The sequence below is a fragment of the Kluyvera sp. CRP genome (assembly GCF_019930565.1).
Lineage (GTDB): Bacteria > Pseudomonadota > Gammaproteobacteria > Enterobacterales > Enterobacteriaceae > Kluyvera > Kluyvera georgiana_A.
In genome coordinates this window covers 2,104,002-2,116,552 of sequence record NZ_CP082841.1, presented here as the reverse complement: position 1 = coordinate 2,116,552, position 12,551 = coordinate 2,104,002, and the positions used below count along the sequence as shown (strand labels likewise).

General features: G+C 56.8%; 10 protein-coding genes. 3 read left to right on the top strand and 7 right to left on the bottom strand.

Annotated elements, in window-relative coordinates:
* Positions 1 to 2: 2 nt before the first annotated feature.
* Positions 3 to 1,301: a 23S rRNA (uracil(1939)-C(5))-methyltransferase RlmD gene (rlmD, locus tag K7B04_RS09955; protein WP_223803930.1), complete on the bottom strand. Its 1,299-nt coding sequence runs from the start codon at positions 1,299 to 1,301 to the stop codon at positions 3 to 5.
* A gap of 56 nt (positions 1,302 to 1,357) precedes the next feature.
* Here rlmD and barA point away from each other — a divergent pair, with 56 nt between their 5' ends.
* Positions 1,358 to 4,111, top strand: coding sequence for a two-component sensor histidine kinase BarA (gene barA, locus K7B04_RS09950; RefSeq protein ID WP_223803929.1), 2,754 nt, complete (start codon positions 1,358 to 1,360; stop codon positions 4,109 to 4,111).
* A 79-nt stretch (positions 4,112 to 4,190) separates the two neighbouring features.
* On the opposite strand, the gene K7B04_RS09945 is transcribed toward barA, so the two are convergent.
* The 6 genes from K7B04_RS09945 to syd form a co-directional block, all read right to left on the bottom strand.
* Positions 4,191 to 5,330, bottom strand: a complete 1,140-nt coding sequence (locus K7B04_RS09945; protein WP_223803928.1) for a glycerate kinase — start codon at positions 5,328 to 5,330, stop codon at positions 4,191 to 4,193.
* Positions 5,331 to 5,363: 33 nt separating this feature from the next.
* The gene (gene gudD / locus K7B04_RS09940) at positions 5,364 to 6,704 is read right to left on the bottom strand and encodes a glucarate dehydratase (RefSeq protein WP_163446312.1); all 1,341 of its coding nucleotides are present in this window, start codon (positions 6,702 to 6,704) and stop codon (positions 5,364 to 5,366) included.
* Positions 6,705 to 6,954: 250 nt separating this feature from the next.
* A complete protein-coding gene (locus K7B04_RS09935) occupies positions 6,955 to 7,398 on the bottom strand; it encodes a flavodoxin (protein ID WP_163446313.1) in 444 nt (147 codons plus the stop codon).
* A 15-nt stretch (positions 7,399 to 7,413) separates the two neighbouring features.
* A complete protein-coding gene (gene truC / locus K7B04_RS09930) occupies positions 7,414 to 8,196 on the bottom strand; it encodes a tRNA pseudouridine(65) synthase TruC (protein WP_163446314.1) in 783 nt (260 codons plus the stop codon).
* Positions 8,196 to 8,525, bottom strand: a complete 330-nt coding sequence (locus K7B04_RS09925; protein ID WP_167575126.1) for a YqcC family protein — start codon at positions 8,523 to 8,525, stop codon at positions 8,196 to 8,198. Before K7B04_RS09925 ends, truC begins: the two co-directional genes overlap by 1 nt.
* 632 nt (positions 8,526 to 9,157) lie before the next feature.
* A complete protein-coding gene (gene syd, locus K7B04_RS09920) occupies positions 9,158 to 9,703 on the bottom strand; it encodes a SecY-interacting protein (protein ID WP_223803927.1) in 546 nt (181 codons plus the stop codon).
* A gap of 69 nt (positions 9,704 to 9,772) precedes the next feature.
* Here syd and queF point away from each other — a divergent pair, with 69 nt between their 5' ends.
* Together queF and ppnN are read left to right on the top strand one after the other, a co-directional pair.
* Positions 9,773 to 10,618, top strand: coding sequence for an NADPH-dependent 7-cyano-7-deazaguanine reductase QueF (gene queF / locus K7B04_RS09915; protein WP_223803926.1), 846 nt, complete (start codon positions 9,773 to 9,775; stop codon positions 10,616 to 10,618).
* Positions 10,619 to 10,735: 117 nt separating this feature from the next.
* Positions 10,736 to 12,100: a nucleotide 5'-monophosphate nucleosidase PpnN gene (gene ppnN / locus K7B04_RS09910; RefSeq protein ID WP_065358090.1), complete on the top strand. Its 1,365-nt coding sequence runs from the start codon at positions 10,736 to 10,738 to the stop codon at positions 12,098 to 12,100.
* Positions 12,101 to 12,551: the final 451 nt, after the last annotated feature.

Genomic DNA, 12,551 nt, shown 5'->3' with positions numbered 1-12,551 from the left:
TATTACCTACGCTCAAACAGCACCATAGATTCCTGGTGCCCAGTGTGCGGGAACATATCCAGCATTGCCAGACGCTGAATTTGGTAACCCGCATTCAGCAACGCCTCGCTATCGCGCGCCAGCGTCGCCGGATTGCAGGAGACATACACCACCCGCGTCGGCGCTAATTTTATAACATGCTGCATCACGCCCGGTGCGCCAGCACGAGCAGGATCGAGTAAAACTTTGTCAAAACCGTGTTTCGCCCATGCCTGAAGTGTTACATCATCTTCCAGATTCTCGTGGAAGAAGGTGACATTTTGCAGGTGGTTGAGTTCGGCATTCTCGCGCCCTTTCGCCACCAGCGCAGGCACGCCTTCAACGCCGACCACGCTGGCCGCGCGTTTGGCCAGCGGTAACGTAAAGTTGCCCATTCCGCAGAACAGATCCAGCACCCGGTCAGTAGGCTGCACGTCCAGCCATGCCAGCGCCGTCGCCACCATCTGCTGATTTACGCCGTCGTTAACCTGAATAAAATCGCGCGGGCTGAAGGTTAAGCGTAGCCCGTCTGAGGAATACCAGGGAGCATCACCGGTAACGCGTTCAAGTATCTCGCTTTCCGGCGCCAGATACAGCGCCACGCCGGAAGAATGCGAAAAGCGTTCCAGTTTTTCTTTATCTTCGCCGTTAAGCGCCGCCGTATGGCGTAGCACCATCAGCGGCCCGTTATCGGCGCTGACCAGCTCCACATGCCCCAAATGACGCAGGCCTTGCAGGCTGCTCAGGCATTCACGCACAGCGGGTAGCAACGCCTCAAGATTGGGCACCAAAACAGGGCATTGCACCACATCGATGATATCGTTCGAGTTGGCCTTGCGAAAACCCATCTGCAAGCGTTGGGTTTTTGGCTGATAATTCAAGCTTAAGCGCGCGCGGCGGCGGTATCCCCAGGCTTCCCCGGCGATAACCTCCTCGACCTCGCGCTTCATTAAACGATTCAGCGCCGCACGTTTGCTGCGCTGTTGTAGTGCAACCGACGCATGCTGCTGCTGGCAGCCACCGCAAACGCCAAAGTGCGGGCAGCGCGGTTCAACGCGCTCCGGGCTGTCGCTCAGACGACGTTTTACCTGCCCGCGCGCGTACTGTTTTTTGTCTTCCGTCAGGGTAATTTCCGCGCGCTCTTCCGGCAATAACCCATTGATGAATAATGCTTTACCGTTGTGGCGCGCCACACCTTGCCCGAAAGGATCAAGACTGCTGACTGTCACGGTTATGATCTGGCGCGTCGTCACGCGCCGTTTTGCAGAGTAGAATTGCGCCATCGTAGAGATTTTTCTCAATCAAATATATTGCACTGATTCTCCCACAACGGACCTCCATGACCAACTACAGCCTGCGTGCAAGAATGATGATTTTGATCCTGGCGCCGACCGTATTAATCGGTTTGCTGCTCAGCATCTTCTTCGTCGTCCACCGCTATAACGACCTGCAGCGTCAACTGGAAGACGCCGGCGCCAGCATTATCGAGCCGCTTGCCGTCTCCAGCGAATACGGTATGAATTTGCAAAACCGTGAGTCGATCGGCCAGTTGATAAGCGTGCTGCACCGTCGCCACTCCGATATCGTACGGGCGATCTCCGTCTATGACGAACACAACAAGCTGTTCGTCACCTCAAACTATCAACTGGATCCTGGCGAGCTGCAGCTGCCGCGCGGCATGCCCTTCCCGCGAAGGCTGAGCGTGACGCGCCACGGCGATATCATGATCCTACGCACGCCGATTATCTCCGAGCACTACTCGCCGGATGAATCACCGCAGTCGGACGCCAAAACGCCGGTCAATATGCTCGGCTATGTAGCGCTGGAGCTGGATCTCAAGTCGGTCAGGCTTCAGCAATATAAAGAGATCTTTATCTCCAGCGTGATGATGCTGTTCTGCATCGGCATTGCGCTGATCTTCGGCTGGCGGTTAATGCAGGATGTCACCGGGCCAATTCGCAACATGGTGAACACCGTTGACCGGATCCGCCGTGGGCAGCTCGACAGCCGCGTTGAGGGCTTTATGCTCGGCGAGCTGGATATGCTGAAAAACGGCATCAACTCGATGGCCATGTCGCTGGCCGCCTATCACGAGGAGATGCAACATAACGTCGACCAGGCCACCTCGGATCTGCGTGAGACGCTCGAACAGATGGAGATCCAAAACGTTGAACTGGATCTCGCCAAAAAACGTGCGCAGGAAGCGGCGCGCATCAAGTCAGAGTTCCTCGCCAACATGTCGCACGAGCTACGTACACCGCTCAACGGCGTGATTGGCTTTACCCGCCTGACGTTGAAAACCGAGCTCAATCCGACCCAGCGCGACCACCTCAATACCATCGAGCGTTCGGCCAACAACCTGCTGGCGATCATCAACGATGTGCTCGACTTCTCCAAGCTGGAAGCGGGCAAGCTGTTGCTGGAGAGCATTCCGTTCCCGCTGCGCAGTTCGCTGGATGAAGTGGTCACGCTGCTGGCGCATTCGGCGCACGATAAAGGGCTTGAGCTGACGCTGAACATTAAAAATGACGTGCCGGACAACGTCATCGGCGACCCGCTGCGTCTGCAGCAGGTCATTACCAATCTGGTCGGTAACGCCATCAAGTTCACCGAAAACGGCAACATTGACGTGATGGTAGAACAGCGCGCCGTCAGCAATAACAAGGTACAAATTGAGGTCCAGATTCGCGATACCGGCATCGGTATTCCGGAGCGCGATCAGTCCCGTTTGTTCCAGGCCTTCCGCCAGGCCGATGCCAGCATCTCCCGACGCCACGGCGGCACCGGGCTGGGGCTGGTGATCACGCAAAAACTGGTGCGCGAGATGGGCGGCGATATCTCCTTCCACAGCCAGCCCAACCGTGGTTCAACGTTCTGGTTCAATATCAACCTCGATCTCAATCCGAACGTCATTTCTGAAGGGCCGGATACCAGCAGCCTGCAAGGCAAGCGTATCGCCTACGTGGAGGCCAATGCCGCCGCCGCGCAGGCGACGCTGGATATGCTGGCGACAACGCCTCTCGAGGTCGTCTATGCGGTAAGTATTGCCGCGCTGCCCACCGAGTTCTACGACATTCTGCTGGTTGCCGTACCGGTTTCGGTGCGCGACCTCAGCATTCACCGCGATAAGCTGAGTACCGCGCTCGGCATGACCAACCATCTGGTGCTGGCGCTGCCGTGTCACGCCCAGGTTGACGCCGAGTCGCTGAAACAAAACGGTGCGGCTGCCTGCCTGTTGAAGCCGTTGACCATTACTCGTCTGCTGCCGGTGCTGCAGGAATTCAGCCGCAGCACGCCCACACAGGTGGCCGTCCCGGTGACCGAGCATCGCCTGCCGATGACGGTGATGGCGGTGGACGATAACCCGGCAAACCTGAAACTGATTGGCGCGCTGTTGGACGATCAGGTGCAGCACGTTGAGCTGTGCGAAAGCGGACAGCAGGCGATTGAGTGCGCTAAGCAGATGAAATTCGATCTGATTCTGATGGATATCCAGATGCCGGATATCGACGGTATTCGCGCCTGTGAGCTGATTCGTCAGCTTCCGCATCAGCAGCAAACGCCGGTGATTGCGGTCACCGCCCACGCCCTTGCCGGGCAGAAAGAGAAGCTGCTGACCGCCGGCATGAACGACTATCTGGCGAAGCCAATTGAAGAGAACCGTCTGCACGACCTGCTGCTGCGCTATAAGCCAGGCGTCATTACGCCGCCGCGTCCCGCGCAGTCCGCGCCGGTGGAGCCGCCGATCGATCTGAACGCCACGCTGGACTGGCAGTTGGCGCTGCGCCAGGCCGCCTATAAGCCGGACCTGGCGCGGGAGATGCTACAAATGCTGATCGCCTTCCTGCCGGAGGTGCGCAATAAGGTGGAGGAGCAGTTGGTCGGCGAAGAGCCGGAGAATCTGGTCGATGCCATTCACAAACTGCACGGCAGCTGCGGCTACAGCGGCGTACCGCGTCTTAAACATCTGTGCCAGCTGATTGAAAGCCAGCTGCGTAGCGGCACCCCGGCGGAGGAGCTGGAGCCGGAGCTGCTGGAACTGCTGGATGAAATGGATAATGTGACGCGGGAAACGAAGAAAATGCTGGGCTAGCCCAAACCTGTAGGCCGGATAAGCGAAGCGCCATCAGGCTTGTGTGTGATTGCCGGATGGCGGCGTTGCCTTATCCGGCCTACAGCGACTGTCCCACTTTTATCGTCGCCGCGATATTCCGCGCGGCCATACGAACATTCGCCCCGGCTTCCGCCAGCGCTTCATCAAGCGAACAGATCCGATGCAGCACGCTAAACACCGCATCCAGCCCATGCTGATGTACAACACCCACATCAGCCGTCAGGCTACCGGCAATGCCAATCACCGGAATCTGATAACGTTTGGCGACCCGCGCCACGCCTATCGGCACCTTGCCGTGGATCGTCTGGCTATCGATACGCCCTTCCCCGGTAATCACCAGATCCGCATCGGCCACCAGCGCATCCAGGTGCAGCGCGTCGGTCACAATATCAATACCCGGTCTCAGGTGTGCGCCGCAAAATGCGTACAGCGCCGCCCCCATCCCTCCGGCCGCACCGCCGCCTTCCAGCGTCAGCACATCAAGATCTAAATCTTGCGCAATTTGCCCGGCATAGTGCGCCAATGCGCGGTCGAGCTGCACAACCATCTCTGGCGTCGCGCCTTTCTGCGGCCCAAATACCGCCGACGCCCCTTCATCACCGACCAGCGGGTTCGTCACATCACAGGCAACATCAATCCGGCATTGCGCCAGGCGCGGATCCAGACCGCTGATGTCAATCGTTGCCAGCGTCGACAGCCCCGCGCCACCGGGCGCAATCGGCTGACCGTCAGCGGTTAGCAGCTGCGCGCCAAGCGCCTGCACCATGCCTGCGCCGCCGTCGTTGGTGGCGCTACCGCCAATGCCGATAATCATCCGCGTCACGCCAAGATCCAGAGCATGGCGAATCAGCTCTCCGGTGCCCCACGAGGTTGTTTTTAGCGGGTTACGCGCGGCGGGAGGTAAAAGCTCCAGCCCGCTGGCCGCCGCCATTTCAATAAATGCGCAGGATTCATCGCCGGAGATGCCATAAAAGCCCGGCACTGGCTCACCGAGCGGGCCAGTCACCGCAACCTCAACCATCCGCCCTTGTGTTGCCGCCACCATGGCCTCGACGGTCCCTTCTCCGCCGTCAGCAACCGGAAGCTTGATGTACTCGGCGTCCGGGTAGATCTCGCGAAATCCCGCTTCAATCGCACTGGCGACCTCAAGGGCGCTCAGGCTTTCCTTATATGAGTCCGGGGCAATCACAATCTTCATAAGCTGTCCTTGTGCGAAGTGGCGGCAGTAAGCTTAGCGCACCATGCAGGGGCGTTTGTTATCAAATGTCCAGTTTGGGATCAGGTACTGCATTCCCATGGCATCATCACGCGCCCCCAGGCCGTATTGTTGATACAGCGCGTTGGCCTGCATCACCTGGTCCATATCCAGCTCAACGCCCAGCCCCGGTGTATCTGGCACTTGCACCTTACCGTTTTTAATTTCAAACGGCGCTTTGGTCAGGCGCTGATTACCTTCCTGCCAGATCCAGTGGGTATCAATGGCGGTAATTTTTCCCGGCGCAGCGGCGGCGACGTGAGTGAACATCGCCAGCGAAATATCGAAGTGGTTATTGGAGTGCGAGCCCCAGGTCAGGCCGAATTCATGGCACAACTGCGCCACGCGTACCGAGCCTTGCATGGTCCAGAAGTGCGGATCCGCCAGCGGAATATCCACCGATTGTAGCGCCAGCGTATGCCCCATCTGCCGCCAGTCGGTGGCAATCATGTTGGTGGCTGTCGGCAGGCCGGTCGCGCGGCGGAATTCCGCCATTACTTCTCGGCCGGAGAAGCCCTGCTCGGCGCCGCACGGATCTTCAGCATAGGCCAGCGTCCCTTTCAGGTACTTACCGATTTTGATCGCTTCATCGAGCGACCATGCGCCGTTCGGATCCAGCGTTACACGCGCCTGCGGGAAACGTTTTGCCAGCGCGACGATCGATTCCGCCTCTTCTTCGCCCGCCATCACGCCGCCCTTCAGTTTGAAGTCGTTAAAACCGTATTTTTCATACGCGGCCTCCGCCAGACGTACAACGGCATCCGGGGTCATCGCCTCGTCGTGGCGCAGGCGGTACCAGTCGCACTGCTCATCCGGCTGGCTCTGATACGGCAGCGGCGTCGCCTTGCGGTTGCCGATGAAGAACAGATAGCCAAGCATTTCCACTTCGCTACGCTGTTGACCCTCGCCAAGCAGCGAGGCCACATTCACTCCCAAATGCTGGCCCAGCAAGTCAAGCATCGCCGATTCAATGGCGGTCACAACATGAATCGTGGTGCGTAAGTCGAAGGTTTGCAGGCCGCGCCCGCTGGCATCGCGGTCGGCAAAAGCCGCACGCACGCGGTTCAGGACGTTTTTGTACTCGCCGAGCGTTTTCCCCACCACCAGCGGGATAGATTCTTCCAGGGTGGCGCGAATCTTTTCGCCGCCGGGAATCTCCCCCACGCCCTTGTGCCCGGCATTATCCTGAATTATCACGATATTTCGGGTAAAGAACGGCGCATGTGCCCCGCTCAGGTTCATCAGCATGCTGTCGCGTCCGGCAACGGGAATCACCTGCATGGACGTGACAACGGGCGTGGAAGTGTGAATGGTCATGGTTAAATCCTTGTCTACTGGGTCGACGGCCGTAAACAGAGCACGGGTATTAACATGCCCAGCCCGACGCGTCAGGAGCGAGAAATCTGGCAATCGTTATTATTATGGCTAACAACAGTATAGAAACAGGCGTGCGGCAGCTCATCGTGCAAATGCACAATATTAACGGGGAATATTATTCAACGATGTGGTAAATGAACAAATAGCAGCCGGTGCGACGACGCCGCACCGGAAAGAAAATCAATCATGCTTATTTAAGCAGCGTTGCCCACTGCTCGACCCATGGATTGGAGACGCTCTCCGGTTCCGGGTCTTCGGAGGCATCGATCATCAGCATGTCGCCAATCCGCTGCGCGCCCTGTTCCTGCAACAGCGCGTCAAAGCGCTTGCCGCCGCCACAGAAATTCGCGTAAGTGCTATCGCCCAGCGCGATAATACCGTAGCGCAGATGCGGCTGGTACATATCCTGGAGATCGTTAAACAGCGGCACGATACTATCCGGCAGGTCACCCTGACCGGTGGTGGAGGTCACCACCAGCGCGTATTTACCGGTGTAGCTTTCCCAATCCGCCACCGTCGGGTCTTCAAAGACTTTCGCCTGATGCCCGAGACCGCCGAGAATGGTTTGCGCTTCTTCCGCCACCAGCAGCGAATTGCCGTACATGGTGCCGACAAAAATCCCTACTTCAGCCATGATTTAACTCCCTGTTTACTTCTGGATAGCTTCATCCTGACCGCAGTCGGCGACAAACTCAACCCTTTCATTCTCAGGGAGAAGCCCGCGCCAGCCGAAATGTGATAAAGCCTGCATCCAGACGTCGTCGAGCCCAGCGCGAATCGTCAGCGGTTCGCCGGTAAACGGATGGGTCATCGAGAGTTCGCTGGCGTGCAGCATCAGGCGGTTGCAGCCGAAATGCTCCGCCGCGCTGCGGTTCTGGCGCAGGTCGCCATGTTTGCTGTCGCCAATAATCGGATGACGCAGATGTGCCAGATGGCGGCGCAGTTGGTGTTTGCGGCCGGTTTGTGGGTCCAGCTCTACCAGGCCGTAGCGCGTGGTCGGGTAGCGGCCCGTCGCGACCGGCATTTCCACCGTCGCCATTCCCCGGTAGTGAGTGACCGCTGGCTGTGGATCCTTATTCTCACGGGCAAACTTGTCGGCGATTTTATCCAGCTCTTCCACCAGCGGGTAGTCCAGCACCGCTTCATCAGTCAGCCAGCCGCGCACAATGGCGTGGTAGCGCTTGTGAATTTGATGCTGTTCGAACTGCTGCGCCAGCAGCCGTCCGGCTTCGCTGGACAGCCCCATCAGCAGCACGCCGGAGGTCGGACGGTCGAGGCGATGGGCGGTAAAGACGTGCTGGCCAATCTGGTCACGTACCGTCTGCATCACCACCACTTTTTCATCGCGATCGAGCCAGCTGCGATGCACCAACCAGCCTGACGGTTTGTTCACCGCCACCAACCATTCGTCCTGGTAGATAATTTCCAGCATCAGTGGGGATCGCTCGTAAAGAAGGCATCCAGCTGCTCAAGCGGCGGCAGGATAATCGCGCGTAGCGGGTGCGCGGCGTCGAGCGCCATTTCGTAATACGGCGCGATGGCAAAATCTTTTGGCAGCGGCATTTCGCTATCCAGCAGTTGATGCATGCGCGGGATCAGCACCCACTGGAGCCACTCCAGCGGCTCCAGGGTGTCCATGCAGAACGGCTGTTCGCTGGCAAAGGCGCTTTCATGCGGCGCCGTCTCCTGCCAGTGCTGATGCTGACGCAGCAGCGTTTCAATAAGCAGTAGTTGGTCGCGTAGGCTGTCGTGGCGTGTCATGGAAACCTCTGAGGAATGAAAATCGCGCGCAGGATACCACTAGTTGGCGGGAAACAAAAAAAGGGGGCACTGTAAAAACAGTGCCCCCGGTTCGTTTCGCAGCAATCCAGCTACTTTTAGTGCTCCCTGCTCGTCCGTGACAACTTTTCCTGTGGTCTCCTGACCAGTTCGTCCCTAAACGGTTGCTTCCTGCATCACACCACCCCGATGTGATTTCACCCAATCCTTGAGTGTGTCCTGATCTTCCTGATCCACCAGATATCCTGTCTGGCTCTCGTTCTCCGTCCTGGAGGTGTCCTTTAACGCGGTCCTGCGCTATCCTTTTGCTTCATCCTGAAGCCTTTCCTTGAATCACCTTCCCGGTGTGTCCTATGAAGCGTCATCATCCTGATGTTCACTTCATTGTGCGACTCCCTGTCGACGTAGATAGAATCCGCTATTTCGCTTCGTCTTACAAGCGCCCCTCAGACAATCCCTTAAGGCTTACACGCAAGAAAATCACCTTATAGAACAATTATCATATTGATATAAAACGAAATTACTAAAACATAGGGATAAGAGTCTTACTTATAATCTGGCGATCTCTCACAGTGCGTGTAAGAGATCTCTCACAAAGGGATGGGCAAACTGTCTTACAGAATAGGCTCAAGTTGAGTCAGGAAACTCGCAAGGGAGGAGGCCAGAGGCAGGCGATTGCGCGTTCCGAGCGTCTCTTTGACCACTTCACCGGTCACGTTACAGACGGAAATCACGTCAAGTTCGCTGTCCAGCGTGGCGATAAACAGCGTCGGCGACAACTTCAGGCGCTTCTGCGTGACCAGGTGACCAATCAGGTTTTCCTGCACGCGACGGAAGTCGTCGGGGCTCCACACCTGCAGCAGCGTCAGGGCATCGCCCATGAAAAGCGCTTGCATATCACCCGCATACTGAGTGGTATAATAGGTGTGAATGGGTCGTTGTACCACAATATCCATTGCCCGTTCAACGCCATTTACATTCGGTTCACCGTCAAATTCCCGCGGTTGCCAGAAGACCGCGTCGCCGCTCGTCGAAACCTGGCATGGCGACGGGATGCCGTAAAGCTCTTCGCTGCGCGGCAGGCTGTTATAGGTGCGCTGCCAGGCATCGCAATAGCGTTGGGTAAAGGCGTGTAATGCGTCTGCAGTCTGCTGATCCACGAATTTCTCTCTTCAGGTTAGCCAGGATACACTAGAAGCCATAGTGTACCTGCTTTATAACGGTGAAACATGTCTTCTTATGATAACCATCAGGCGCTTGCCGGCCTGACGCTCGGTAAAACCACAGATTACCGCGATACCTACGACGCCAGCCTGTTACAGGGCGTTCCGCGCAGCCTGAACCGCGATCCGCTCGGGCTGCACGCCGATTCCCTGCCCTTCCACGGCGCGGATATCTGGACGCTGTACGAGCTTTCCTGGCTCAACGCCAAAGGCCTGCCCCAGGTCGCGGTCGGCCACGTCGAGCTGAGCCACGACACGGTGAACCTGGTAGAGTCAAAGAGCTTTAAGCTTTACCTCAACAGCTTCAACCAGACGCGTTTCGCCCGTTGGGAAGACGTGCAGGAAACGCTGCAACGCGACCTGAGCGCCTGCGCGGAGGGCAACGTGACGGTGGCCCTCTACCGCCTTGATGAGATTGAAGGCCAGCCGATTGCCCATTTCCATGGCAGCTGTATTGATGACCAGGATATCGAGATTGATAACTACCAGTTCAACGCCGACTACCTCGACGGCGCAGCCGGCCAGAAAGTGGTGCAGGAAACGCTGGTCAGCCATCTGTTGAAATCAAACTGCCTGATCACCCACCAGCCGGACTGGGGTTCTGTACAAATTCAGTACCGTGGCCCACAGATCGATCGGAAAAAGCTGCTGCGCTATCTGGTCTCTTTCCGCCATCACAACGAGTTCCACGAGCAGTGCGTCGAGCGTATCTTCAACGATATTCTGCGCTTCTGCGCGCCGGAGAGCCTGAGCGTCTACGCACGATACACTCGCCGCGGCGGGCTGGATATCAACCCGTGGCGGGCAAACGGTGAATTTGTGCCGGCAATTGGCCGTCTGGTGCGCCAGTAAGCTGAACAATTTCTCAATAATGCGCACATTGTTCCGCGACTGAGGTTGTAGTAAACAAGCCAGCGAGGCTATTGTAATCACTAAGGAAGACGATTTTCGTCCCGTTAAGGAGTCCACTTGATTACACATATTAGCCCGCTTGGCTCAATGGATATGTTGTCGCAGCTGGAAGTCGACATGCTTAAACGCACGGCCAGCACCGACCTGTATCAATTGTTCCGCAACTGCTCATTGGCCGTACTGAACTCAGGCAGCCTGACCGATAACAGTAAAGAGCTGCTGTCCCGCTTCGAAAGCTTCGATATTAACGTGCTGCGCCGCGAACGCGGCGTTAAGCTCGAACTGATTAATCCGCCGGAAGAGGCGTTCGTCGACGGGCGCATTATCCGTTCGCTCCAGGCCAACCTGTTCGCCGTGCTGCGCGATATTCTGTTCGTTTACGGGCAGATTCATAACACCGTACGCTTCCCGAATCTCGATCTGGAAAGCTCCGCCCATATCACCAACCTGGTGTTCTCCATTCTGCGCAACGCGCGCGCGCTGCACGTGGGCGAAGCGCCGAGCATGGTGGTGTGCTGGGGCGGTCACTCGATCAACGAAAACGAGTACCTCTACGCGCGTCGCGTGGGTAACCAGCTTGGCCTGCGTGAGTTAAACATCTGCACCGGCTGCGGTCCTGGCGCGATGGAAGCGCCAATGAAGGGCGCCGCGGTCGGCCATGCGCAGCAGCGCTACAAAGAAGGGCGCTTTATCGGCATGACCGAACCGTCGATTATTGCCGCTGAGCCGCCAAACCCGCTGGTGAACGAACTGATCATCATGCCGGATATCGAAAAGCGCCTGGAAGCGTTTGTCCGTATTGCCCACGGGATAATTATCTTCCCAGGCGGCGTAGGTACTGCGGAAGAGCTGCTGTATCTGCTGGGTATCCTGATGAACCCGGCGAATAAAGACCAGGTACTGCCGCTTATCCTCACCGGCCCGAAAGAGAGCGCCGACTACTTCCGCGTGCTCGACGAGTTCGTGGTGCATACGCTGGGCGAAGGCGCGCGTCGCCACTATAAGATCATCATTGATGATGAAGTGGAAGTGGCGCGCCAGATGAAAAAAGCGATGCCGCTGGTGAAAGAGAACCGCCGCGATACCGGCGACGCCTACAGCTTCAACTGGTCGATGCGCATTGCGCCAGACCTGCAAATGCCGTTTGAGCCGTCGCATGAGAACATGGCAAACCTCAAGCTTTATCCGGATCAACCGGTTGAAGTGCTGGCTGCAGACCTGCGCCGCGCCTTCTCTGGCATCGTGGCGGGTAACGTGAAGGAAGTGGGTATTCGCGCTATCGAAGAGTTTGGCCCGTACAAAATTCACGGCGATAAAGAGATGATGCGCCGCATGGACGAGTTGCTGCAGGGCTTCGTGGCGCAACACCGCATGAAGCTGCCTGGCTCCGCCTACATTCCTTGCTACGAAATCTGCGCCTGACCCACAGACGCAGCGTATTTCACTTCTCTACCGGCGGGTTTTCTCGCCGGTTTCCCACCTCAAAACGCGCCAAAAATGGCGTAGCTACCCGCAAGCCAATCGATTGCGTCAAAACTGAGACCACATATAATTAGCGATAATTATGTTTGAACGCTAAAAAACGCCATTTTCAGCATTTTTATCAGCAAAAACATCGCATTTCGCCATCCCCCATTTACCACGCATACTGCAAATGCTAGCCTTCGCGCCCATAAATATCCGCTTAAAAGGTAATTGCAGGGAAAATACCTGCAATATCCCTAACTAAAAGTAGATTATTACATTTGGGATCATGATCACTGATACATTCACGAGTTAAATGTACATTTGCGCTCGTCGAAAATGGTGTTGGGTAAAAATCACAAAAAAACCAATACTTCTAAAATTTAAAATTACGTTTTTATTTTTTTTC

What these genes read in the sequence shown, in the direction of transcription:
- rlmD (WP_223803930.1), bottom strand. Translation starts at nt 1,301, where the DNA reads ATGGCGCAATTCTACTCTGCAAAACGGCGCGTGACGACGCGCCAGATC.
- barA (WP_223803929.1), top strand. Translation starts at nt 1,358, where the DNA reads ATGACCAACTACAGCCTGCGTGCAAGAATGATGATTTTGATCCTGGCG.
- K7B04_RS09945 (WP_223803928.1), bottom strand. Translation starts at nt 5,330, where the DNA reads ATGAAGATTGTGATTGCCCCGGACTCATATAAGGAAAGCCTGAGCGCC.
- gudD (WP_163446312.1), bottom strand. Translation starts at nt 6,704, where the DNA reads ATGACCATTCACACTTCCACGCCCGTTGTCACGTCCATGCAGGTGATT.
- K7B04_RS09935 (WP_163446313.1), bottom strand. Translation starts at nt 7,398, where the DNA reads ATGGCTGAAGTAGGGATTTTTGTCGGCACCATGTACGGCAATTCGCTG.
- truC (WP_163446314.1), bottom strand. Translation starts at nt 8,196, where the DNA reads ATGCTGGAAATTATCTACCAGGACGAATGGTTGGTGGCGGTGAACAAA.
- K7B04_RS09925 (WP_167575126.1), bottom strand. Translation starts at nt 8,525, where the DNA reads ATGACACGCCACGACAGCCTACGCGACCAACTACTGCTTATTGAAACG.
- queF (WP_223803926.1), top strand. Translation starts at nt 9,773, where the DNA reads ATGTCTTCTTATGATAACCATCAGGCGCTTGCCGGCCTGACGCTCGGT.